This window comes from Streptomyces silvae (assembly GCF_016745505.1).
In the GTDB taxonomy this organism is placed as follows: domain Bacteria; phylum Actinomycetota; class Actinomycetes; order Streptomycetales; family Streptomycetaceae; genus Streptomyces; species Streptomyces silvae.
Window position 1 is genome coordinate 116,856 of the sequence record NZ_JAERUC010000206.1, and the last position, 24,899, is coordinate 141,754.

The following is a 24,899-nucleotide window of genomic DNA, read 5'->3' on the forward strand; positions in this document are numbered from 1 at the left end:
CGTGCCGCGCGGGCGGTGACCCCTACTGGACCGCGCCGTAGCGGTTGCCGGTCCCGTCCAGGAGTGCCTCGATGTGGTTGCGCGCCATGATGTCGACCTGGACGTCCAGGTCCTTCCCGTAGGTCCGCAGACCGAGCATCAGATGCTCGCGCATCCGTTCGCCCGCCAGGTCCACGTCACGGGCCTCGATCGCCTCGAAGATCTCGGGGTGGTGCGGGACCCCGGGCTCCCCGATCGACGGGTCGGAGTTGGAGCGGAGCATCATCTCGAACATCATCCCGCTGATCGACGAGAGCATGATCCTCAGGACCGGGTTCTTGCTCGCCTCGGCCACGGCGTCGTGGAACGCCATGTCGGCCCGGGCCTTGACGACGACGTCGCTCGCGGATTCCAGCGCGTCCCGGGCGGACCTCAACGCCTCGATGTCCTCGTCCGTCGCGCGCTCGGTCGCCAGGCGCACCGTCTCGACCTCCAGCGGCAGCCGGGCCTCGATCAGCTGCCGGACGGTGGGCCGGCCGGCCCGGTACAACGCGTCGTACCCCCGGGCCTGCCCCGAGCTCTGCTCACGCACGAAGGAACCGCGGCCCGGGGCCACCTCGATCAGGAGCTGGGCCTCCAGCCGGCGCAGGACCTCGCGTACGACGTTCCTGCTGGCGCCGAACTGGGCCGCGAGCTCGCGCTCCGAGGGAAGTTTGGTTCCGACGGGGATGTCACCGGACCGGATGTCGTGCTCGAGTTCGCGCGCGATCCGTTCCGTCAGGAGTCCACGCCGGTCGGGAGCTGCGGCCTGACCGGACCGCGCGGAGGAGGAAGAGGCGGACGGCTGCATCCCCGCAGCGTACAGGCTGGTCCCTGGCGGTACGCTGCCGATCCGGCCGAGCCCGGGGGAGCGGTCAGGCCCGCGGACTTCCCGGCCGGCTCAGGCACTTCCCCGATCGGCTCAGGGGCTTCCCGGCCGGTTCAGGGACTTCCCGGCACGGCTCACGGACTCCCCGGTACGGACGAGCCGGCCCGGGTGGCGTCCGCGCCCCAGCTCGCCAGCAGGAGCAGGGCGTCCGCGGACGCCGAGCCCGGCTCCGGGTGATAGACGACCACCGACTGCTCCGCGTCGTCGGGCAGGGCGAACGTCTCGTAGTCGAGCGTCAGTTCACCCACCAGCGGATGACGCAGCCGCTTCACGCCGTGGCTCTTCTCCTTGACGTCGTGCCTGGCCCAGAGCCGCCTGAACTCCTCGCTCTTCACGGACAGCTCACCGATGAGCGCGGAGAGCCGGGTGTCGTCGGGGCGGCAGCCCGCGTCCATCCGCAGATAGCTCACGATGTCCGACGCCTTCTGGTCCCACTCCACGAACAGATCGCGGTACTCCGGCTTCAGGAACGTCAGCCGTGCCCAGTTCCTCTCCTGCGCCGGCAGCAGGGACCAGTCGCCGAAGAGCGCTGCCGCCATCCGGTTCCAGGCGAGAATCTCCGAACGCCGCCCGATGACGTACGCGGGAACACCGTCCATCGTGTCGAGCAGCCGGCAGAGGCTTCCCCGCACCCGCTGCTGCCGGGCCGACGGCTTCTTCCTGTGCTGCTTGGGCTTCGCGAGGTGCGTCAGATGCGCCTGCTCCGCGTCGGTCAGCCGCAGCGCCGACGCGATGGCGCCGAGCACCTCCGCGGAGACGTTCTGGCCGTTGCCCTGCTCAAGACGTGTGTAGTACGCCACGGAGACACCGGCCAGCTGGGCCAGCTCCTCGCGGCGCAGCCCCGGCACCCGGCGGTGCCGCCCGAAGTCCGGCAGCCCCACATCCTCCGGCTTGAGCCGGGCACGCCGGCTGCGCAGGAACTCGCTGAGCTCGGCACGCCGGTCGAGGGCGTGCCCCGCGCCGCCACCGGGACCGGGGTCACCGGCGGGCTGCCGACCGGGTACAGGCTGCTCGTCCATGTGTCCAGTATCCACGGTCGTACGCACACCATCCTGACCCCGTCAGTAGTAGGACCACTGGACGTAGGCAGAGCCGTGGCCTGGGTGAACGCGGTCAGGTGGGGCAGGCTGGTCTGCGTGCCCGGACCGAAAGCCGCCGGGCGCAGGACCACCTCCTTAGGAGAATTCCGGATGACCACTGTCGCTGCGTACGCCGCCCCCTCCGCGAAGGCACCGATCGAGCGCACCACCATCGAGCGACGCCCGGTCGGCGAGTACGACGTCCTGATCGACATCAAGTTCGCCGGTATCTGCCACTCGGACATCCACCAGGCCCGTGACGGCTGGAGTGAGGGCATCTTCCCGATGGTGCCCGGTCACGAGATCGCCGGCATCGTCACCGAGACCGGCCCCGGCGTCACCAAGTTCGCCGTCGGCGACCGGGTGGGAGTCGGCTGCATGGTGGACTCGTGCCGCGAGTGCGACAACTGCAAGGCCGGCCTGGAGCAGTACTGCGCCAAGGGCAACACCGGCACGTACAACGCCCTGGACAAGAACGGCGACCCCACGTACGGGGGCTACTCCACGCACATCGTCGTCGACGAGAACTACACCCTGCGCATCCCCGACGGCCTCTCCCTCGACGAGGCGGCGCCGCTGCTCTGCGCGGGCATCACCACGTACTCCCCGCTGAAGCACTGGAACGCCGGACCCGGCAAGAAGGTCGCCGTCCTCGGTATGGGCGGGCTCGGGCACATGGGCGTCAAGATCGCGCACGCGCTGGGCGCGGAGGTGACCGTTCTCTCGCAGACCCTGCGCAAGCAGGACGACGGGCTGAAGCTCGGCGCCGACCACTACTACGCCACCAGCGACCCGAAGACCTTCGAGGAGCTGCGCGGCACCTTCGACATCATCCTGTCCACCGTCTCCGCGCCGCTGGACTTCGGTGCGTACCTCTCCCTGCTCAGGACGGACGGTGCGCTGGTCAACGTCGGCGCCCCGGAGGAGCCCATATCCGTCAACCTCTTCTCGCTGATCGGCGGCCGTAAGTCCCTCTCGGGTTCCGGCATCGGCGGTATCCAGGAGACCCAGGAGATGCTGGACTTCTGTGCCGAGCACGGATTCGGCGCGGAGATCGAACTGATCGGCGCGTCCGAGATCAACGAGGCGTACGAGCGGGTGCTGAACAGTGATGTGCGGTACAGGTTCGTGATCGACGCCGCGACCATCTGAGGACTCCCGTCCGAAGGCACTCTTAGCCGGTCCCGTCCGGGGGCCGGGTGCACGAAGAGGGCCCCGACACGCGTGCGTGTCGGGGCCCTTCACGTGCGAGGGGTCAGCCCGCGTCGGGGCCGAGCTGCGACCGCCAGCCGTTGATCAGCAGGTCGAAGACCGTCTCCACGGTTGCCCGGGGATCGTGCCTGCCCGTGGCCAGGGCCGGGATCTCCAGGACGAACCGTGCGAGCGCCGCGCACGCGAGGTCGTCCTCGTCCCGGCCGAGCTCCTCCGCGATCGCGGAGCTGAGCGCGCCCGCGTGCCGCATCCACATGCGCTCGCCGTACTCGCGCAGCGCGGGCGTCCCGTTCACCAGGGCCGTGAACCGTTCCCGGCGCGGGTCGGCGGCCAGCGGCACCCAGGACGCCAGTGCGTGGGCGCGGAGCGCCTCGACCACACCCAGGCCCTCGGGTCGGTCCCGTACCGCGGCGACCAGCTCCGCCTCCACATCCGCCTCCCGGTCGAAGACCAGTGCCTCCTTGCCCGGGAAGTGCGCGAAGAGGGTGGTCGTCGACACGTCGGCTCTCTCGGCGACGTCACGGACGCTCACACGTTCGAAACCGTGCTCCAGGAAGAGCTCCAGGGCGGCATCGGCGATGGCCTGTCTCGTCGCGGCCTTCTTGCGCTCGCGGCGGCCGACGGTCGGGGAATCGGGCATGAGATCACTGTACCCCAAGGCTGGAATGAAGCAGAAACTTGAACGGTTGCACTTATTGACTCGTTTCTGCTTTGGTTGCTTCAGCAGGGGTCGCCGCCCGTCCTGGTCGCGGCACCCGGTCATCGCCGTGCCCCGGCGCCCGGAACCCCGCCGACGAAAGGACCCCACCATGAACTCTCCGACGCCGCCGAACGCGCGGATCAGCATCATCGGAGCCGGCCCCGGAGGCCTCACCTGTGCCCGCATCCTCCAGCGGCACGGCATAGCGGTGACGGTGTACGACCGGGATCCGGATGCCGGCTCCCGCAACCAGGGAGGCTCCCTCGACCTGCACGAGGAGGACGGGCAGCTCGCGCTCCACGAGGCGGGCCTGCTGGAGGAGTTCTTCGCACTCGCCCGGTTCGAGGGGCAGGAGATGCGCAGCATGGACCGGACGGGACACCTCATCGGCCATCACCTGCCGGACGAGGGCGAGACGGCCAGGCCCGAGATCGACCGCGGGCAGCTCCGCGATCTCCTGGTGGCCTCACTCGCGCCGGGGACCGTCCGCTGGGGGAGTGCCCTCGTCTCGGTGGACGGACCGGCCGACGGGCCGCGCACCCTGACGTTCACCGACGGCACGGCCGTGGAGACGGATCTCGTGATCGGTGCGGACGGCGCCTTCTCCCGGGTCCGCGCGGCGGTGTCGGCCGCAGTGCCGCAGTACACCGGGGTCAGCTTCCTGGAGGCGTGGTTCGACGCCATGGAGACCGCGCACCCCGAGCTCTCCGAACTGGTCGGGAAGGGGAGCGCGCACGCCGGCGACGGTGAGCGGGGCCTCTTCGCGCAGCGCAACAGCGGGGGCCATATGCGGGTCTACCTCATGCGGCGCGTCCCCGTGGACTGGATCGCGGCGAACGGGCTGCGCCCCGGGGACACCGAAGGCATCCGCGCGCATCTGCTGGAGGCCTACGCGGGGTGGTCGCCGCAGATGCTCCGCATGATCACCGACAACGACGGCCCGTACGTCGACCGTCCGCTGTTCGCCCTGCCGGTGCCGCACACCTGGGAGCACACGCCCGGGGTGACGCTCCTGGGCGACGCCGCGCACCTCATGCCGCCGCTCGGCGTCGGCGTCAACCTCGCCATGCTCGACGCCTGCGAACTGGCGCTCGCACTCGCCGGCGCGTCCACCGTCGACGACGCGGTGCGCGGCTACGAGAAGACCATGCTCCCGCGCTCGGCCGAGCTGGCCCGGCAGCTCGAAGGCGGAGCCGAGCACCTTCTCGGCGTCCCCGACGCCGAGGGGGCCGAGCCGTCCGGCCACGCCCAGCCCTGACCGCACGTACGGGTCAGGAGGGGGTTCAGCGCAGCGCTGCCACCAGCGCGTCGCTGGCGGAGCACCAGACCTGCCGGGCCTCGCCGAAGCCCTGCTCCAGCAGGGTCTCGATGTGCCACCGGGTGAGGGTGGGGCGATCGCGCCGGCCGGCGTCCGCCCTGGGGCGCCGTGGATCGCCCAGCAGGGCGAACCGCTCGGCCGTGGCCGCGGCGAGGAGAGGATCGCGGGCCGCCGCGTCCCACCAGTCCGCCCAGTCCACGGCTCCCTCCCGCCGCTGCTGCTCCTGGCGCCCGGTGTGCAGGGTCCGGAGCGCCGCGTTGAGACGGGGGGCGGACCCGTCCTCCATGTGGTCGGCGTTCAGGAAGACGCCGCCCTCACGCAGGACCCCGGTCAGTGAGCCGTAGAGACGGCGGAGCGGCTCGGTGTCCAGCCAGTGCAGGGCGGTGGCCGTCACCACCGCGTCGTACGGCGCTTCGGGGAGGCGGCCGGTCCAGCCGGGGTCGGTCAGGTCGGCCTCCACGAAGGTGACGCGGTCGTCGCCCGCGAAGTGCCCGCGCGCGATGGTCAGCAGCGTCGGATCGATGTCCAGACACGTGGTGCGGGCGCCGGGCAGTCGCCGCAGCAGCCGGTCGGAGATGCTGCCGGTGCCGCACGCCAGGTCGAGGACGCGCGGGGCGGATCCCGCCACGGCCTCGACCGTGTCGAGCATGACCCGGAAGCGCTCCTCCCGGTCCGGCATGTACCACTCCTGCTGCCGGTCCCAACTGGTCTGCAGGCGCTGCCATGCGGAGGTGGCGGTCGCTGTCATGAGTGCGGCTCTTCCCTTCCGGATACGGTCTGTCCCGGCCGTCGCGGACAATCACCGTGCCCAGTATGTGCACTCGATGTGTTCTTACCACCAGCTCGCAACAATGCCGATCCATGGAATGGATCACTCGGCGTGAACGGCACCGCAGGCGGCCGGGTCCGTCAGCCGAGAGTGATGCGGCGGAACCGCCTCAGCGCGAGCGCACTGAACACGGCGGTGATGAGGCAGGCGCAGAACACCGCGTACGGCAGCGCGTGCACGACCGGCCAGGCGTCTCCGGCAGGGAAGCCGCCCGGCGGCGGATTGCCGAAGAGCTGCCGTACGGCGGTCGCGGTGGCGGAGACGGGATTCCACTCCGCGACCGTACGCAGCGGACCCGGCATGGAGTCCGTCGAGACGAACGCGGAGGAGACGAAGGTGACCGGGAACAGCCAGACCAGCCCGGCGCTCTGCGCCACCTCCACGCTGCGGGCCAGCAGCCCGATCGCAGCACCGACCCAGGACATGGCGAAGGCGAACAGCAGGATCAGCCCGTAGGCGAGCAGAGCGCCGGCCGCGGAACCCGCGATGCGCCAGCCCACCAGCAGCCCGCACACCGAGGTGACGGCCAGCGTCACCGTACTCATCGTCAGGTCGGACAGGGCCCGGCCCAGGAGCACGGCCATCGGGGGCATCGGCAGGGAGCGGAAGCGGTCGACGATCCCCTTGTCCATGTCGCCGGCCAGCCCGAGCGCGGTGAACGCCGCGTTGAAGGTGACGGCCTGGGCGAAGATCCCGCCCATCAGAAAGGTGCGGTACCCCGCTCCGCCGAGGCTCCCGCCGAAGACGTAGGCCAGCAGCAGGACGAACATCACCGGCTGCACCAGGGCCGCGACGACGGAGCCGGGGGTACGGCGCAGGTTGAGCAGATTACGCCAGGCGATGAGAGAGGAGTCGCGTGCCAGCCTCCGGGCGGCCTTCACCGGGCACCGGCGCCGAGAGCCTCGTCCGCCGGGCCGCCGGCCGAGACCGGCTGTCCCGTGAGGGCGAGGAAGGCGTCGTCGAGGGTCGGTGGCGCCAGGACGACGTCACGGACCGCGATGCTCGCCATCCGCAGGCAGCCAAGGGTGTACTCAAGGGTCTCCGCGCCATGGTCGGTGGTTACCGTGAACCGTCCGGTACGCGCATCGAGTTCGGGGCGGTGCGCGCCGAGGGAGGACAGGATGTCGCCGGTGGCCGCCCGCGCCCACGCCTCGGTGACCGTCAGGGAGAGCCGCTCGCCACCGACGCGTGCCTTGAGCTCGGCGGCCGAGCCCCGGGCGACCACTCCGCCGTGTTCGATGACGACGATGACGTCCGCCAGCTGATCCGCCTCCTCGAGGTACTGGGTGGTCAGGAGCACCGTCGTGCCCTCCGCCACCAGCGTCCTGACGGCTCGCCAGGTGTCGGCGCGGCCGCGCGGATCGAGCCCGGTGGTGGGCTCGTCCAGGACGACGACGGGCGGCCGGGCCACCAGCGCCCCGGCCAGGTCCAGCCGTCGGCGCATCCCGCCCGAATAGGTGCCGCTCCGCCGGTCCGCCGCCTCCTCCAGGTCGAAGCCCGCCAGCAGCTCCCCGGACCTGACGCGTGCGGCCCGCCGCCCCAGGCCGTAGAGCCGGGCGACCAGGTAGAGGTTCTCCCGCCCGGTGAGCTTCTCGTCGACCGCCGCGTACTGTCCGGAGAGCCCGAGGCTGCGGCGTACGCCCTCGGGATCCGCCAGTACGTCGTGGCCCGCCATCCACGCCCTTCCGGCGTCCGGCCGGAGCAGGGTGGACAGCACACGCACCGTGGTGGTCTTGCCGGCGCCGTTGGGGCCGAGAACGCCGAGCACCGTGCCGGGGGCCGCTTCGAGGTCCACCCCCGCCAGCGCCCGCCTGCTCCCGAATCTCTTGGTGAGCCCTTCGGCGCGTATCGCCGGCCGGGACTGCGGCTTGCTCATGAGTGCCTCTCCTCGCACGGTGGGACGGGCCGGACGGCCGTGTTCAGGCGACCCGCACGCGTGCGCTCCTGGGCGTGATGTCGGTCCAGTTCAGCTCCACGTACTCCAGGCAGGCGCCGTGCCCGGCCGGGCCGAACACCTCGTCCCAGCCGGCCGGTACGGGGGCGAAGGACGGCCACAGCGCGTGCTGCCCCTCGTCGTTGACCAGAACGCGGTGCTCGGTCCGGGGGTCGTCGAACGGGTTGGTCATGAGAGATCTCCTTGTGCGGTTCGATGGATGGAGCGCAGGGCGGCCGACACGGTGGCGCCGATCTGCGCCCGCGCGGCCGGGGTCATCATCTGGGCGTGCGCGCACGCCACGTCGTGGTTCTCGATGTGCCCGTCGATGTACGGGGCCCAGAGGCCGAGCCCGAAGGTGTCGGGCGAGCGGCCCTCGGTGGCGGTGAAGAACAGCACCGGACCGTGGAACGTACGCGGGGTGTAGGCCCGCATCAGCCGGGCCTGACCGGCGAAGTTGTCCACCATCGCGTCGATCGTGGCCGGTTCCAGGGACCCGAGCGGGCTGCCGGCGCGGCGGAACTCCTCCCGTACGGCGGCCGCTTCGACCTCCTCCGCCCCGGCCAGGGCCTCCTCGCCGACGCCGATGTTGGACAGCAGCGCCCGGAACACGGTGTCACGGCCGGCGCTGTCCAGGTCGTCCAGCGGGGCGAGCGGGAAGGCGTCCAGGACCGTCAGCAGAGCCACCCGCTCGCCCGCCTCCTGGAGCTGCACGGCCACCTCCTGGACGACATTGCCTCCGAAGGACCAGCCGAGGAGGTGGTACGGGCCGTGCGGCTGGACGCTCCGCAGCTCGGCCACGTAGACGGCGGCCATCTCCTCGATGCTGTCGGGGAAGGGTGCCGTGCCGTCCAGATTCGGCGTCTGCAGCCCGTACACCGGCTGGTCGTCGTCCAGGTGCGGGAGCAGTCCGCCGTACGACCAGGCCAGGCCGCCCGCCGGATGGACGCAGAAGAGCGGGGGCCGGCCGCCGGTGGTACGCAGCGGCAGCAGGGTCGCCAGCGGGTTGTCCCGTGCGCCGTCGAGGAGCCTTTCCGCCAGGGCCGCGACGGTCGGGGCCTCGAACAGGCTGCGGATGCTGACCTCCACACCGAGCGTGGTCCGGATACGGCCGATCAGCTGGGTGGCCATCAGGGAGTGGCCCCCCAGGGCGAAGAAGTCGTCGTCGATCAGCACCTGTTCGCGGTCCAGCACCTCCGCGAACAGGGTGCAGAGCACGTCCTCGCGCGGACTGCGCGGACCCCGGCCCGTGCCGTCGGCCACCTCCAGCGGCGAAGGGGCGGGCAGGGCCGCCCGGTCGAGCTTCCCGCTCGGCGTGAGCGGGATCCGGTCCACCACCCGCCAGCCGGACGGCACCATGTAGGCGGGCAGGTGCGCCGCCGCACGGTCCCGCAGGGAAGCGAGCAGAGCCGCCTCGGCCCCGTCCGGCACGTCCGCCCCGGACCGTACGCCGGGCACCACGTACGCCGCGATCCACGCCCCCGCCGGACCGTCCCCGTGGGCCACGACCGCCGCCTGTACGACGTCCGGGGAGGCCTCCAGGACGGCCGCGATCTCGTCGGGCTCGACCCGGAAGCCACGTATCTTCACCTGTCCGTCGGCGCGCCCGGCGAACTCCAGGGCCCCGTCCGGGGCGCGCACCGCCCGGTCACCGGTGCGGTACATCCGAGCCCCGGGCGGGCCGTACGGATCGGGCAGGAAGACGCGCGCGGTCTCGGCCGGCCTGCCGGGGTAGCCGAGCGCGGGACTGTCCCCGGCCAGGTAGAGGTCTCCGGTCACCCCTGCCGGCACTTGCTGCAGCCGCGCGTCCAGCAGATAGGCGCGGGTGCCGCGGACGGCAGTGCCGAGGACCGGGCGCGTGAAGTCGCGGACATCGGCCGTGAGGGTGTCGACCGTCGCCTCGGTCGGACCGTAGAAGTTCCAGCACCGCACGCCGGGCTGCTCCCGCAAGGCGCTCCACAGGGCGGGCGGTACGGCCTCGCCGCCGAGGACCAGGACGCCCGGCCCGGGGGCGGGAGTGGCGAACAGCCCCGCGTCCAGGAGCTGGCGGACATGGGTGGGGGTGGACTCCAGGACGTCCAGGCCGAGGGTGCGCACGGCATCGACCAGCGCCTCCGGATCGCGCCGGGTGAGGTCGTCGAGCACATGGAGCCGGTGCCCGTCGATCATCCAGAGCACCGGATCCCACGCCGCGTCGAAGGACAGTGCCGCCGTCAGGGCGACCTGGAGCCTGGGCTTCCCGCTCTCCCGCACCGCCGGGCCGAAGAGGTGGAGCCGGTGGTGCTCCAGCAGCCGGGCCAGCGAGTCATGACCGACGAGCACACCCTTGGGCCGCCCCGTGGAACCGGAGGTGTGCAGCAGGTAGGCGGGGCCTGCGGCCCCGGCCCGGTGCGCCGTCCCGGCCGGCAGCCGCGAGGCCGCCATGCCGTCGAGGTTCAGCCCGGGCCACTCCCCACGCACGCGGGCAGCGGTGGCATCCGCGGTCAGGACCGCCCCCGGACGGGTATCGGCCAGCACGGCGTCGATCCGGCCCTGCGGCAGCGAGGCGTCGACCGGGGCGTAGACGGCGCCGGCCTTCAGGACGCCGAGCAGGGCCCCGATCGAGTCGGTGCTCCTCGGCAGCAGCACCGCCACCACCTGACCGGCTCCGATGCCGGCCTCACCCAGCAGCGCGGCGATCCGGTCGGAGCGGCCGTCGAGCTCCTCGAAGGACAGGCTGCCGTCCGGAGCCGTGATCGCGATGTCACCGCTGCGCGCGGCGGCGACGGTCTCCGCGAACCGTTCCAGCACACCGGGCGGCTTCGTCCCGGTGGAGCCGCCGTCCCCGAGCGCCAGCAGCCTGCTGTGCTCCTCGGCGCCGATCAACGGCAGGTCGCACACCCGGGTGTCCGGTTCGCTGACGGCGTACGGGAGGAGACGGCCGAACCAGTCGGCGATCCGCTGCGCCGTGCCGGTGTCGAACAGGTCGCGGCTGAATTCCAGCGTGCCCTCCAGCACGGCTCCGCCGCCGGCGACAGGGCGCTCGGTGAAGGAGAAGGACAGGTCGAACTTCGCAGCCCCGGTGTCGACGCCCTCCACCTGGGCGCGCAGCCCCGGCAGGTCCAGACGCGGCGGGCGGTGGTTGTTCAGGCTGAGCATGACCTGGAACAGCGGGTGACGGGCCGGCGAGCGCGTCGGCCGCACAGCCTCCACCAGCCGTTCGAAGGGCAGTTCCTGGTGGGCGTACGCGGCCAGATCGGTGTCCCGCACCCGGGCCAGCAGGCCCCTGAAGGTGAGGTCCGGGCCGACGTCCGTGCGCAGGGCCAGCGTGTTCACGAAGAAGCCCACCAGCAGGTCCAGCGCCTCGTCCGTCCGCCCGGCCACCGGGGTGCCGATGACGATGTCCGAGCTTCCGCCGATCCGGTGGAGCAGAGCGGCCAGCGCCCCGTGCAGCACCATGAAGGTACTGGTGGCCGTCGTCCGTGCCAGCCTGACCAGGTCCGCCGTGGTCTCCTCGGTCAGACGCAGCGCGACGGTGCCGCCCCGGCCGCCGCTGGCGGCGGGCCGTGGCCGGTCGCTGGGCAGCGGGGTCTCCTCCGGGGCACCGGCCAGCTCGGCCTTCCAATGGGCGAGCTGGGCCGTGACCAGTGAGGCCGGATCCTCGGCGGAGCCCAGCAGACCGTCCTGCCAGAGCGTGTAGTCCGTGTACTGCACGGGCAACGGGGCCCAGCTCGGGGCGCGTCCGGCCGTACGGGCCGCGTACGCGCCGGCCAGGTCCTGTGCCAGCGGCCCCATCGACCAGCCGTCCGCAGCGATGTGATGCGCCGTCACCAGAAGCGTGTGCCGGTCCTCGGCGGTACGGAAGAGAGCCGCGCGCAGCGGCACCTCCCCGGCCAGGTCGAACGGCACCGACGCCGAGTCCCTCATCTCCGCGGCGAGAGCCGCGTCGTCGACCGGCGTGAGCGGCAGCGCGATGCGGGCGTCGCCCGGTGCCAGCACGGCCTGGTACGGCTCCCCGTCACCGTCCTTGATCAGGGTACGCAGGCTCTCGTGCCGGGCCAGCACGTCGCAGAGCGCCTGGTGCAGCGCCCGCCGGTCCAGGCTGCCGTGCAGGCGTACGGCGAACGAGATGTGGTACGCGGCCGTCCCCGGGTCCAGCTGGTGCAGGAACCACAGGCGCCGCTGGGCCGGTGAGAGCGGAGGACGGTCCGGCCGCACCGCACGGCGCAGCGCGGGCCGCGCCGTCCCCGCCTCGCCCAGCCGTTCGGCGAGGGCCGCCGGAGTCGTGGACTCGAAAAGCGCCCGTACGGGCATCTCGACGCCGAACGCGGAACGGATCCGGCCCACCAGCCTGGTCGCGAGCAGGGAGTGGCCCCCGAGCTCGAAGAAGTCGTCGTCACGGGAGACCCGTTCCTGTTCCAGGCTCTCCGCGAACAGGGCGCAGATTATTTCCTCCGCGGCGGAGCGAGGCAGCTCACCGTCGGCTGCCACGACCGTGACCTCCGGGGTCAGCGGCAGGGCCGCCAGGTCCACCTTCCCGTGCGAGGTCAGCGGCAGCACCGCGACCGGGACGATCGTGCCCGGCACCATATGGGCCGGGAGCCGGTCGGCGGCGAACGCGCGGAGCGCCTTGGCAGAGGGTTCACGGCCCTCGGCGGCGACCACCCACCCGAGGAGCCGCCCCTCGCCCCCGGCCCCGGGGCGCACGGCGACCGCTGCCTGGGCCACGTCGGGGTGACCGGACAGCACGGCCTCGATCTCCCCGGTCTCCACCCGGAAGCCCCGCACCTTGATCTGCCCGTCCGCCCGGCCCACGTACTCCAGCCGGCCCTCCCTGCGCCGCACCAGATCACCGGTGCGGTACATCCGGGAGCCCGGTGCGCCGTACGGATCGGGCAGGAAGCCGGCGGCGGTCGTGCCCGGCCGGTTCTCGTACCCACGCGCCAGCCCCGGCCCCGCCAGGTGCAGTTCACCGGTGACGCCCGGGGCGGCCGGCCGGAGCCGTCCGTCGAGCACCCGGGCCCTCACACCGTTGACGGACTGGCCCAGATGCGGACGGGAGCCGGGCACGATCCGGCCCATCACACTGTCCACGGTCGCCTCCGTCGGCCCGTAGAGATTCCACACCGTGACACCACGCAGCGCCGAGAGCTCCTGCCACAGCGCCTCGTTGACCGCCTCGCCGCCGAGGGCGAGAACCCGGGGGTGGGGCCGCCCCGGGGCGAACAGCCCGCAGGCGCGCAACTGTTCGACGAAGGACGGGGTGGTCTCGACGACATCGACCGCCCGCTCGTGCAGCAGCGCCGTGAGCGCCTCGGGGTCACGGCGCGTCGCGTCGTCCACCAGGTGCAGCTCATGGCCGGCGATCATCCAGAGCAGCGGGTCCCATGACGCGTCGAAGGTCATCGCCGCCGTGAGCGCGACCCGCAGGGGGCGGCCGTTGTTGCCGGCCTCGGCGGGGTACATCAGCCGCTCACGGTGACCCGTCAGCAGGTTGGCCAGCGACCCGTGCTCGACCACGACACCCTTGGGCACCCCGGTGGAGCCGGAGGTGTACAGCACATAGGCGGCGTCGCGGTCCCGTGGCAGGGGAGGGAGCGGGCCCTCCGCACCCCGCCACGGCGCCGCCCCGTCCATGAGCATCACGTCGGACGTGCCGGGGACCGCGGCCCGGGTCCCGGCCGTGGCCAGCACCAGGCGCGGGGCCGCGGTGTCCAGGATCAGCCGGTTGCGGGCCTGCGGGTGCGACGGGTCGACCGGGACGTACACCGCACCGGCGCGCAGCACGCCGAGCAACGCCACGATCTGCAGAGTGGTGCGCGGCAGCGCCACCGCCACCCGGTCGCCCGCACCGACACCGGCTGCCGAGAGCGCGGTGGCCAGCCGGTGGGCGAGCGCGAGCAGCTCACCGAAGGAGAGACGGCCGTCCGGCGCGACCACGGCGGTACGGCCCGGTTGCACCGCGGCACGGGTCTCCAGGACGTCCACCACCGTCCAGCCCCCGTCGGGCTCGCCCGGCCGCGTCGCCGACGCGCCGGTCAGCGGCCCGGCGGCGGGGCGGGGCAGCTCGTCCAGGGCGGCGGCACACTGTTCGGCCGTCAGGAACCCGGCGTCCGCCACCGGGCGGCCGGGATCGGCGAGCAGGGCCGCGAGCAGCCGGGAGAAGTGTTCGCAGAACCGCTCGGCCGTGCCCCGGTCGAAGAGGTCCTCGCTGAACTCCAGCTCCCCGGAGATCCCGGCCGGAGCGCCCGTCACGTCATGCTGCTCGACCAGGTCCCAGGTCAGGTCGAACTTGGCGCCCGACCGGCCCACGGACGCCTCATGGCTGACCGCCAGCCCGTCCAGGACGGGCTCGGGCGGAGGGGTGTTGTTCAGGCTGAGCATCACCTGGAAGAGCGGATGGCGGGACAGCGACCTGGCCGGGGCCAGTTCCTCCACGATCCGCTCGAACGGCACGTCCTGGTGGGCGTAGGCGGCCAGATCGTCCCGCGCCACCCGCCGCACCAGCTCCCGGAAGTCCGGCGCGCCGGAGGTGTCGGTCCGCAGGACGAGCGTGTTGACGAAGAAGCCGACCAGCTCGGTGAGCGCCTCATCGGTCCTGCCCGCCACCGGGGTGCCGATCGCGATGTCGGACCCGGCGCCGAGACGCGACATCAGGGCCGCCAGCGCCGCGTGCAGCACCATGAACGCACTGGCCCCGCAGTCGCCCGCGAGCCGGACCAGCGCACGGTGGTCCGCGGCGCCGATGCGTACGGGCACGCTCCCGCCGCGCCCCGAGGGCCGCGCCGGACGCGCCCTGTCCGCGGGGAGACCGCACTCCTCGGGCAGCCCGGCCAGCGAGGCCGACCAGTGGGCGAGTTGCCGTCCGGCGAGACTGCCGGGGTCCTTGACGTCCCCCAGCAGCCGGCGCTGCCACAGGGCGTAGTCGGCGTACTGCACCGGCAGCGCGGTCCACTCCGGCGCGGCACCGGTGCGGCGTGCGGTGTAGGCGGCGGACAGGTCCCGCATCAGCGGCCCCATCGACCAGCCGTCGGCCGCGATGTGATGCAGCGTCACGATCAGGACGTGCTCGTCGGGGGCGGCCGGGAACAGCTGTGCCCGCACCGGGAGTTCACGGGCCGGATCGAAGGGAGCGGGGTCCGGCAGCACGGGGTCCGCCGGCGCCATCACCCGGAGGGACGGCCGGGCCGACGCCGCGGGAACGATGTGCTGGCCGGGCCCGTCCGGGCCCTCGCTCACCACCGTACGCAGACTCTCGTGCCGTGCCACCAGGTCGGCCAGCGCGTGCGCGAGCGCGTCCCGGTCGAGCGCGCCGCGCAGCCGCAGCGCGACCGGCAGGTGGTACGAGGTGCCCGCGTCGCCCAGCGTCTCCAGCAGCCAGAGCCGTTGCTGGCCGAAGGAGAGCGGCAGCCGGTCCGGGCGCGGCCGGACCGCCGTGACGGCAGGACGGGCCGGTGAGGCACCGGAGAGCGCGGCCACCAGTCCGGCGGGGGTGGGCGACGCGAACAGCGCCCGGATCGGCAGCTCCACGCCGAACTCGCCGCGGACCCGCCCGATCAGCCGCATCGCCAGCAGCGAGTGACCGCCGAACAGGAAGAAGTCGTCGTCCCGGCCCGCCCGGGGGAGGCCGAGGCACTCCGCGAAGACCGCGCACATCCGTGCCTCCTCGGGGGTCCGCGGTGTACCGCCGTCGGACGCCACGGGCACTGCCTCCGGGAGCCCGGCCGGGTCCAGCTTGCCGTTCGGGGTGAGCGGGAGGCGGGGCACGGTGGCCCAGGCGGTCGGCACCATGTGCCCGGGCAGGGCCGCGGCGAGCGCGTCCCGGACCTCTGCGTGTCCGGGCGCAGCGGCTTCTCCGGTGGCGGCCACCAGATAGGCGGCCAGCCGCTCCGGCCCGTCCGGCGTCGAGCTGAGGGTGACCGCGGCGTCCTCCACCCCGGGCAGCGAACGCAGCACGGCCTCGATCTCACCGGTCTCCACGCGGAAGCCCCGTACCTTGACCTGCCGGTCGCTGCGGCCCAGGAACTCCAGCGTGCCGTCCCGGCTCCACCGCGCGAGGTCCCCGGTCCGGTACATCCGGCCTCCGGGCCGTCCGTACGGATCCGGCATGAAGCGCTCCGCGGTCAGCCCCGGACGCCCCGCGTAGCCGCGGGCCAGGCCTTCACCGGTGAGGTACAGCTCACCGGCCGCGCCCCGCGGCAGCGGGTGCAGCGACGGGTCCAGGACGTAGGCGCCCGCGCCGGCCACCGGTCGGCCGATGACAGGGGAGAGCCCGGTGATCCGGGTGGTCACGGCGTCGACCGTGGTCTCCGTCGGGCCGTAGTAGTTGAAGACCAGCAGCGCGGGGTCGCCCGCCAGTTCGCCCCACAGGGCGTCGTCGACGGCTTCGCCGCCCAGCGCGATGACCCGGGGCCGGTGCGCGGCGGTGGTGAGCAGCCCCGCCGTCAGCATCTGCCGAAGGTAGGTGGGGGTCGTCTCCACGGCGTCGACGCGTCGCTCGGCGAGGAAGTCCACCAGTGCCTGCGGATCCCTGCGCACGTCGTCGTCGACGAGGTGCAGCTCGTGCCCGGCGACCATCCACAGCACCGGGTCCCAGGACGCGTCGAACGAGGTGGCCGCACTGAGCGCGACCCGCAGCCGCCGGCCCAGGGCCTTCTCGGCCGGGGCGTGGATCTCCTGGCGGTGGTGAGCGAGCAGGTTGCTCAGGGAACGGTGCTCCACCACGACACCCTTGGGCCGGCCCGTGGAACCCGAGGTGTAGATGACGTACGCCGCGTCCTGGGGACCGGGCGGAACCGGTTCGCTCCGTTCGGCCGCCGTCGCCCCGGCGGGGTCGACCAGCGCCACGGTGCCCCCGGGGTCCATCAGCCGGGCGGAGCCGGCCGTCGCGACGAGCACGGCGGGCCGGGAGTCCTCGATCATGAAGGCCAGCCGGTCGGCCGGGTAGGACGGGTCGAGCGGCACATAGGCCGCCCCCGCCCGCAGCACGGCGAGCATCGCCACCACGAGACCGGACGACCGGGGCAGGCCGACGGCCACCCGGGTGCCCGGTCCGGCCCCCCGGGCGGCGAGCACGCCCGCGAGTACGTCGACCCGGCGGTCGAGCTCCTGGAAGGTGAGCCGGGTGTCCGCGCAGACCAGGGCCGTCGCGTCCGGGGTCCTGCGTGCCTGCCGTGCGAGCTGCTCGGGCAGCGGAGGACGTCCGCCCCGGTCGTACTCCGCGGGGATCCGGGCGGCCCCCAGGCCGAGGACGCGGACGTGTTCGTCGTCGTCGATCAGGCGCAGCGAGCCGACCGTGCGGTCCGGATCCTCGGCGAACGCCTCGACCACACGGCAGAAGCGCGCATGATGGCCCGCCAGCTCCTCCTGGCTGTGAAGACCGGGGTTCCCGAGCAGATCCACCTGCATGCCGCCGTCCGCGAAGGACGCGTGGACGGCGACGGACAGATCCTCGACCGGACCGATCGAGAGGTTGTGCAGCGTCGCGGGATGCGGGCCGAATCGCAGGGCCTCGTCGAAGGCGAGGATGTTCACGGACGGCCCGGCCAGAGGCGTCCGGCTCCCCGTCAGGCCGAGACGGTGGCGCAGATCCTCGGACGGCAGACGCTGGTGCCGCAGGACGGCGCGAGCCCCGGAGGAGGCACGCTTGGCCAGGTCGGCCAACCGGTCCGCGGGCGACACCGCGAGACGCAGCGGCAGTACGTTGCTGAGCATCCCCGGCGTGGACCGGGCGAGGGGGGTCCGGCGGCCGGTGACCGGGAGCCCGATGACGACTTCGCCGAGTCCCCGGCTCCGGTGCAGACAGACCGCCATGGTCGCCATGAAGAACGTCGGCCAGCCCGTGCCGGCCCGCCTGGCCGCCGCCCGCAGCCCGGCCGTCTCCTCGGCGGTGAACTCCCGGCGCACCGACCGCGCCCCGTGCCCGGGAGGCGCGCTCCTGTCCCCAGGACCCGTCGGCGTGGGTGCGCCGGCCAGATGGTCCGCCCAGAACCCCTCGTCCGCCTCGTGCTGGGGTGAGGCGCGGTAGGTGTCCTCCTCGTCGAGGAGGGCGGCGAGCGGAGCGGGGGCCCGGACCGGCGGGGCGGAACCCGGCGACTCGACCAGGGCGGTGTACACCTCGGCGATGCGGGCGAGCGCGAGCACCGCCCCGTAGCCGTCGAGCGCGAGGTGGTGCACCTGCTGGTGGAAGAGGTGATGGGTCTCGGAGAGACGGAAGAGCGTCATACGCACCAGCGGGCCGGTGTCGAGGTCCGCCGGTTCCGCGAGGCACTGCTCCATACGCCGTACGGCTTCGGCGCGCGGATCGGGGGATCCCGACAGGTCGACCAGAGGGACGTCGATCCCGACGTGCTCATGGACACGCTGGAAGGGGACCCCGTCCCGCTCGCCGAAGGTGCTGCGGAGGGCTTCCGTCTCGGCCGCGGTGTGGCCGACGGCCCGCCGCAGCAGTCCCGGCTCCATCCGGCCCCGGATGTCGGCGTACTCCGCCACGTTGTAGGACGGATTCGCCGGATCGAGCCGCTGGGCGAACCAGAGGCCCCGCTGAGCGGCCGTCAGGCGCAGGGTGTCCGGCCGAGTCCTGTCGTGCGGTGCGTCGGTCACGCGATTTCACCTCGGTGGCATACCTGCGGGAGCACGGACCGGGCCGGCCGGTGCCGGGAGCAGAGCGCAGCAGGAGGGCAGTCGACGACCTGCGCGTTGCGATGGCGAATCAGGCGCGTCCTGCGCTCCGTGCATACCGATTGCCCCCGATGGTCAGCTGTTTCCGTGCATTTGGCTCTCACATGAGTCGTTCGGAGGCGCATGCGTCCCGGATTGCCCATGTGGCACAGGTCACTTGAATCTTCTCGGGCTGTGCGCTTTGCCCGCGCATATCAGCCAACTCCGCGACGAATGTGCGCCAGGCACCCATCCGCAGGGCGTGCGGCAACGAACCACCCGCGTCCGATGCTCAGTCCGCGATGTCTGGAGAACCCATGAAGCTTCCCCCCACTGCCCTGCGTTGGGCGGCGGCGTCCGCCGCTGCGGGCGCACTGCTGCTGACGGCCGCGCCCGGTGCCGGGGCGGTGACCTCTCATCAGCCCACGCTGCGGCAGGCCGAGTCGATACGGCCGACCGGAGCCGACGGCGGGACGGCCGCCGGGGGCGCCGCTGCGTCCGACGCCGGGCCGCTCGGGTCCTACCGGGGTGTGCAGGGCGGCAACCTCTGCCTGCTCGCCCGGTGCACGGTCGGCGATTCAGGACCGGAGGGCCACGCGGGTCCCAGTAACACGCAGGGATTCAACCTCTGCCTGCTGGCCGCCTGCACCGTCCGTCCCTGAAGGCCGCTCGCCGTACGCCGTCCCGTCGGCCCCGTGCCGGATACCGGAACGTCGTACGGCGAGGTCCTCCGTGCCCGATACCGGAGTACGGCCCGGTCCTCCGTGCCGTGCACGGGAACGGCCTGAGGTCAGGGCCTCAGGGCCTCACAGTGATGTCAGGAGCTTCCCAGCAGTCCGCCGAGCAACCCCCCCAGCAGGTCCCCGAGTTGCCCGCCGGGTTCGGCGGTGTCCTCGCCCGCCGGTGCCCCGGCATCCGCGCCACCGGCGGGCGGAGCCTCGGATCCGGAGCCGCCCCCCGTCCCCTGGGCGGGTGGAGAAGGCTCGTTCACGGGCTCGCCCACCGGTTTGTTCACGGACCCCGCGCCGTCCGCGCCGGTCTGTGTGCCTCCGCCGGACGCGGGTCCGGAGGGCTGGGGCCGGACGGGAGGTGCGGAGGCCCCGGCGTTCGCACCCGGGTGCGCGGAGGCCTGTTCGAGGGGCCGCGGCGGGACGGGCAGGACGGCCACCGAGGGACGGGCCGGGGCCGGAGTCACCGGACCAGGTCTCACCGGCCCGGGTGCACCGAGCGCGGTTCCGGTGGCCGAGGCCGTACGGTCCGCGTCCTCGGCAGGTGCTGGCGGCTCAGTCGTCCCGCGCTCCAGCCCCATTGCCCGGGGCAGCTGCAGAAAGGGCGCGCTCGAATCGCCCCCGACCAGCGAGGCGGCCACCGTCGTGGCGTAGCAGACACAGCAGAGCGCCGTGACGGCCCCTGCTCGGCGCCACGTCCGGCTGCGCCTCCCGGTGGTGTCGACGAACACCGGTCGGGCGGACGGTGCGACGGTCCCGGCCTCCGGTGCGTCCGATGTATCCGGTGTGTCCCGCACGTTGCTCACTGTCGCGCCGGCTATGCCCATGTGCGTCTCTCCCTCTGTACGGGCCTGCCGGCCCCCCGCCGACGAGACCTCCCCGCCGGACTTCCCCAGGGAATTCGGACCTGTACGCCCTGCGGATTGGTCCGGCCGCGCCACAAAAGCACGCCGTACACGCGTCGCGCCTTTTGTGTGCTCCTTATGTGAAAAAGCAGCATGCGTGAGATGGCCGGAACCGGAGCGGGGCAGGGGCACTGTGCGGCCGGGAGGCCCGCTGTCCGCGCAGGGAACCGCGCACCTCCAGCGGCGGGCCTCCCGGACGCTTCCGTGGGCCCCGTGCGCTGCGGACGTCAGGGCGGCCGTGGGCGGCCTCCCCGTGCGGCGGTGGACACCGCTTCCCGCATGGCGAGACAGCCAGGCATGTGGAGGAGGGCCGTCCGTATATTCGTACGCATGTCTGCTTCGGCCCTGCCCCTGTGCCTCGCGCTCTTCGCGCACTCGGCCTGGTGCGTCGACGACGGCCTCTGTAGCGGCTGAATCCCGTCGGCAGCGCGTGACGCGCCCGTCGACAGCCGAGACCGCTGTCCGCCGAGCATCACCCCGGAGACCTTCGTGACCACCGCGCCTCCCGCCGGGCAGACCGCGCCGCCGCGCGCGCTGCCCGCCCTGTTCGTCCCCTCTCCCACCTCGGTCCCGCGACCCGAGGCACCGCCCCTGCCGCCGGTGCGCAGGGCCCCGCTCGTCGTGTCCGGGCTGCTCGCCGTGGCCCTCACCGCGTACGTGTGGTCCGCGCACGGTGCCAAGCCGGGCGTACTGCTCCTGCTGGGACTCGGCCTGGGCGTCGCCCTCTTCCACTCCCGGTTCGGCTTCACCTCCGCCTGGCGGCAGCTCATCGCCGTCGGCAACGGAGCCGGGCTGCGGGCGCACGCGCTGCTGCTCGGGACCACCGCGACCCTGTTCGCGCTGGTCATCGGCACGAGCACCGGCCTGTTCGGTTCGCAGCCCGCACCGTCCGCGGGGCCGCTCGGGACCGGACTGGTCGTCGGCTCCCTGCTCTTCGCCATCGGGATGCAACTCGGCGGTGCCTGCGCCTCGGGCACCCTGTTCGCCGTCGGCTCGGGGCAGAGCTCGATCCTTCTCACCCTCGGCGGCTTCATCGCGGGTGCCACCCTCGCCGCCTGGCAGTTCGACCTGTGGAAGGACCTCCCCGCCTGGGAACCGGTCGTCCTCTCCGACCACATCGGCTGGTTCGGGTCGTGGGCGGTGACGATCGCGGCGCTGCTCCTGGTGGTCGTGGTCACCCGGCGCGTGCAGGCCCGGCGCAACCCGCCGCCCCTCGGCACCGTGCCCTCGGCACGCACCGCGGCCGTACGGGCCTTCCGCGGTTCCTGGCCGCTGGCCGCCGGCGCTCCGGTGCTCGCCGTACTGGGTGCCGGCGTGCTGCTGGTGTCGGGCGGCGCCTGGGGCGTCACCAGCGCGTTCAGCCTCTGGGGCTCGGAGCTGGTGGGCGCCCTCGGCGGCCACCCGGAGAACTGGACCTGGTGGCAGCAGGCCGGCAACAAGGAGATGCTGGCGGGCCCCGTCCTGGCCGACAAGACCAGCCTCACCGACATCGGCATCATGATCGGCGCCGCGGTGGCCGCCGCGCTCGGCGGCACCTGGGCCCTGCACCGCGGCATCCCCTGGCGTACGGCCGTCGCGTCGGTGCTCGGCGGAGTGCTCATGGGCATCGGCGCGCGACTGGCCGGGGGCTGCAACATCGGCGCCTACCTGGCGGGCATCGCCTCGGGCAGCCTCAGCGGCTGGCTGTGGGGCGCGGTCGCCCTGGCCGGCACCTGGGTCGGGCTCAGGCTCCGCCCGCTGTTCGGCCTGGGCAACCCCAAGCCGGGCGACGGCGTCTGCTGAACAGCCCCCCGGCAGCGCGCGCACGAAGGGACGCCTCGCGGGCGAAAGACCGCTGACCGCCCTCCTCTACGATCGTCCCCGTGTGCGCAAACGTCATAATCGCTGAAGACGACGCCAAACAGGCCGAGCTGGTCCGCCGTTACCTCGAACGCGAAGGCCACGCGGTCACGGTGGTGTCCGACGGCCTGGCCGCGCTCGAACAGGCACGGCGGGGGAGGCCGGACCTGCTGGTGCTGGACGTGATGATGCCCCGGGCCGACGGGCTCGACGTGGTCCGCATCCTGCGCGCGGAGGAGCGGGAGTTGGCGGTCCTCATGCTGACCGCCCGGGCCACGGAGGACGATCTGCTGCTCGGGCTGGACCTGGGGGCGGACGACTACATGACCAAGCCCTACAGCCCGCGGGAGCTCATGGCACGGGTGCGCACGCTCCTGCGGCGCACCCGGCGCGAGACCGGACGCGAGGACGGCCACATACTCAGGGTGGGATCGCTCGCCGTCGATCCCGTGCGCCACGAGGTGGCGGTCGACGGCGTCGGGGTCGAGTGCACACCGGGGGAGTTCCGGCTCCTCGCCGCGATGGCCGCCGAGCCCGGACGGGTCTTCACCCGGGAGCAGCTGCTCGCCGAACTCCACGGCTTCGACCGGTACATCAGCAGCCGTACCGTCGACGTACACATCATGAACCTCCGTAAGAAGATCGAGCGCGCGCCCCGGCGCCCGGCCCGCCTGCTCACCGTCTTCGGAGTCGGCTACAAGCTCATGGACCCGCTGAAGGGTGCCCCGGGTGCCTCGGCGCGCTGAACGCGGCGGACCTCGCCTGAGGCTCCCCCTGCGCAAGAGCCTCCTCGGCCGGCTGCTGGCGGTGTCGGCGCTCGTCGCCGCCTGCTCGGTCGCCGCGACCGCGTGGCTGGCCGTACAGACCACCTCCGGCGCGATCGAGCAGGAGCAGGGCCGCAATCTCGCCGCCGACACTCGAGTCCTCGACGCCCTGCTCGCCTACGCGGCCGAACACCCCTCCTGGGACGGGGTGGACGCCACGGTGCGTGAGCTCGCCGACGCCTCCGACCGGCGGATCACACTGACGACCCAGAGCCGGCAGATCCTCGCCGACTCCGCGTCCTCCTCCCCGCCGCCACCCGCTCTGCCGCCCCAGGCATCCGCGGTCGTGGACCCCCTGTCGGTGGCCGCCACCACCGAGACGGAGGCGGGGGCAGGATCCGTGACGGTCGCGGCACCCGGCACGGACGGGGAGCAGCGCTCCGGCAACGACCGGGTCGACCCGCGGGCCGTCGGCCCGTTCAGGCTGCCCGAGGCCGAACGTACGTCGCTGAGGCGCAGCGCCGAGGAGACGGTGCGGTGCCTCAGCCGGTCGGGGATCGCCTCGGACGTCGTCGAGGGGCCGAGCGGGCGCCCCCGTATCCAGGTCGTGGGCAACGATCCCGACCGTATGCGCGGCAGCCGGTGCTCCACGGACGCCCTGGACAGCCCCACCGAGACGGAGACGAAGGCGCTCACCGCCCTCAACGACCTCGTCAACGCGTGCCTGGACCGGCAGGGCCGTGAGGACGTACGGCTCGATCTCGACCTCTCGTGGAGGACCGGCGAGACGCCCGGCGCCGCGACCGCCGCACCCGTACCGACGCCGGTGCCCAGCATCAGCGTCCCCCGGGAGGCCCTGCCCACGGAGATGGCGACCCCCGAACCGCTCGACAGCGAGAACGACCGCGACATCGCCTCCTGCGTCGGCATCGCCCGCCAGGAACAGCTCAGTTCGTACGTCGCCTCACCCGCGCTGCTGTTCATCAGCGACCCGCGCGGCGGCGCGGTGCCCGGCTTCGCGCTCTCCTCGGCCAACACGGCGAAGATCATCGGGGTCGCGGCGCTCGTCCTGGCCCTCACCGTCGGCGCCTCGATCCTCGCCGGAGCCCGGCTGGTGCGCCCGCTGCACGCCCTCACGGGAGCGGCCCAGCGCATGCGGGACGGTGAGGAACCGTCCCATGTGGTGGTCGCCGCGGACAACGAGATCGGCAGACTGGCCGCCGCCTTCAACGACATGTCGGTGCACCGCGCCCGGCTGGAGGAGCAGCGCAAGGTGATGGTCAGCGATGTCGCACACGAACTGCGCACCCCGCTGTCGAACATCCGGGGGTGGCTGGAGGGCGCCCAGGACGGCATCGCCGATGTGGACGCGGTGTTCGTCTCCTCGCTCCTGGAGGAGGCGGTGCAGTTGCAGCACATCATCGACGACCTCCAGGACCTGGCTGCGGCCGATGCCGGCGCTCTGCGTCTGCACCCCGAGCCCGTACGGATCGAGGAGCTGCTCGCCCACGCCGTGGCGGCCCATCAGGCGCAGGCCGACGCCGCCGGGGTCGCCCTCACCGTGACCGCCGCGGACGGGGACGCGCCGGCCCCCGAACTCAACGCCGACCCCGTCCGGTTGCGGCAGGCGATCGGCAACCTTGTCTCCAACGCCGTACGCCACACCCCCAAGGGCGGGCGCGTGACACTGCGGGCCTACGCGGACGGCTCCGGGGGAGAGGACGGCGAGCTGGTGCTGGAGGTCGCCGACACCGGAAGCGGCATAGCCCCCGAGGATCTGCCGTACGTCTTCGACCGGTTCTGGCGGGCGGAGAAGTCACGCAGCCGCCGCACGGGGGGCAGCGGCCTGGGGCTGGCGATCGTCCGCAAGCTCGTCGAGGCGCACGGCGGGACGACCGGCGTGGTCAGCACGGTGGGCCGGGGCTCGGTGTTCACCCTGCGCCTGCCGGCGGCAGGCCCTGATCCGATGAACACGGCGGTCTGACAGCTTCCTCACAACTTCGCTCCAGTCTGAGGACATGCCCGGCGCCCGACGCGCATCCGCGCG

The 24,899-nt window shown here is 73.0% G+C and carries 14 protein-coding genes; 6 read left to right on the forward strand and 8 right to left on the reverse strand.

Features of this window, described 5'->3' with window-relative positions; all coding sequences use genetic code 11:
• Nucleotides 1–22: 22 nt before the first annotated feature.
• Nucleotides 23–829, reverse strand: a complete 807-nt coding sequence (locus tag JKV81_RS35350) for a FadR/GntR family transcriptional regulator (protein ID WP_129259951.1) — start codon at nt 827–829, stop codon at nt 23–25.
• Nucleotides 830–981: 152 nt separating this feature from the next.
• Nucleotides 982–1,926 (reverse strand): helix-turn-helix domain-containing protein, encoded by a 945-nt coding sequence (locus JKV81_RS35355; RefSeq protein WP_129259952.1) that lies wholly within the window; start codon nt 1,924–1,926, stop codon nt 982–984.
• Nucleotides 1,927–2,097: 171 nt separating this feature from the next.
• On the opposite strand from JKV81_RS35355, the gene JKV81_RS35360 reads away from it, so the two are divergent.
• On the forward strand, nt 2,098–3,138 hold the full coding sequence (locus JKV81_RS35360; protein WP_129259953.1) for an NAD(P)-dependent alcohol dehydrogenase: 1,041 nt from the start codon (nt 2,098–2,100) through the stop codon (nt 3,136–3,138).
• A 103-nt stretch (nt 3,139–3,241) separates the two neighbouring features.
• Here the strand turns inward: JKV81_RS35360 and JKV81_RS35365 are convergent, their stop codons facing one another.
• On the reverse strand, nt 3,242–3,838 hold the full coding sequence (locus JKV81_RS35365; protein WP_129259954.1) for a TetR/AcrR family transcriptional regulator: 597 nt from the start codon (nt 3,836–3,838) through the stop codon (nt 3,242–3,244).
• Between the two features lie 169 nt (nt 3,839–4,007).
• On the opposite strand from JKV81_RS35365, the gene JKV81_RS35370 reads away from it, so the two are divergent.
• Nucleotides 4,008–5,156: an FAD-dependent oxidoreductase gene (locus tag JKV81_RS35370; RefSeq protein WP_129259955.1), complete on the forward strand. Its 1,149-nt coding sequence runs from the start codon at nt 4,008–4,010 to the stop codon at nt 5,154–5,156.
• Nucleotides 5,157–5,181: 25 nt separating this feature from the next.
• Here the strand turns inward: JKV81_RS35370 and JKV81_RS35375 are convergent, their stop codons facing one another.
• From JKV81_RS35375 to JKV81_RS35395, 5 genes are all read right to left on the reverse strand, one after another.
• The gene (locus tag JKV81_RS35375) at nt 5,182–5,988 is read right to left on the reverse strand and encodes a class I SAM-dependent methyltransferase (protein WP_372444278.1); all 807 of its coding nucleotides are present in this window, start codon (nt 5,986–5,988) and stop codon (nt 5,182–5,184) included.
• 137 nt (nt 5,989–6,125) lie between these two features.
• Nucleotides 6,126–6,926, reverse strand: a complete 801-nt coding sequence (locus JKV81_RS35380) for an ABC transporter permease (protein WP_129259957.1) — start codon at nt 6,924–6,926, stop codon at nt 6,126–6,128.
• A complete protein-coding gene (locus tag JKV81_RS35385; protein WP_202079678.1) occupies nt 6,923–7,921 on the reverse strand; it encodes an ATP-binding cassette domain-containing protein in 999 nt (332 codons plus the stop codon). Before JKV81_RS35385 ends, JKV81_RS35380 begins: the two co-directional genes overlap by 4 nt.
• A 43-nt stretch (nt 7,922–7,964) precedes the next feature.
• Nucleotides 7,965–8,171: an MbtH family protein gene (locus tag JKV81_RS35390; RefSeq protein ID WP_099175872.1), complete on the reverse strand. Its 207-nt coding sequence runs from the start codon at nt 8,169–8,171 to the stop codon at nt 7,965–7,967.
• A complete protein-coding gene (locus tag JKV81_RS35395; protein ID WP_202079680.1) occupies nt 8,168–18,559 on the reverse strand; it encodes a non-ribosomal peptide synthetase in 10,392 nt (3,463 codons plus the stop codon). Before JKV81_RS35395 ends, JKV81_RS35390 begins: the two co-directional genes overlap by 4 nt.
• A gap of 374 nt (nt 18,560–18,933) precedes the next feature.
• Here JKV81_RS35395 and JKV81_RS35400 point away from each other — a divergent pair, with 374 nt between their 5' ends.
• From JKV81_RS35400 to JKV81_RS35415, 4 genes are all read left to right on the forward strand, one after another.
• Nucleotides 18,934–19,278: a hypothetical protein gene (locus JKV81_RS35400; protein WP_129259961.1), complete on the forward strand. Its 345-nt coding sequence runs from the start codon at nt 18,934–18,936 to the stop codon at nt 19,276–19,278.
• Nucleotides 19,279–20,738: 1,460 nt separating this feature from the next.
• A complete protein-coding gene (locus JKV81_RS35405) occupies nt 20,739–22,031 on the forward strand; it encodes a YeeE/YedE family protein (protein WP_202079682.1) in 1,293 nt (430 codons plus the stop codon).
• Between the two features lie 80 nt (nt 22,032–22,111).
• Nucleotides 22,112–22,834 (forward strand): response regulator transcription factor, encoded by a 723-nt coding sequence (locus tag JKV81_RS35410; RefSeq protein ID WP_202079684.1) that lies wholly within the window; start codon nt 22,112–22,114, stop codon nt 22,832–22,834.
• On the forward strand, nt 22,818–24,836 hold the full coding sequence (locus tag JKV81_RS35415; protein ID WP_202079686.1) for a sensor histidine kinase: 2,019 nt from the start codon (nt 22,818–22,820) through the stop codon (nt 24,834–24,836). Before JKV81_RS35410 ends, JKV81_RS35415 begins: the two co-directional genes overlap by 17 nt.
• The last annotated feature ends 63 nt before the right edge of the window (nt 24,837–24,899 follow it).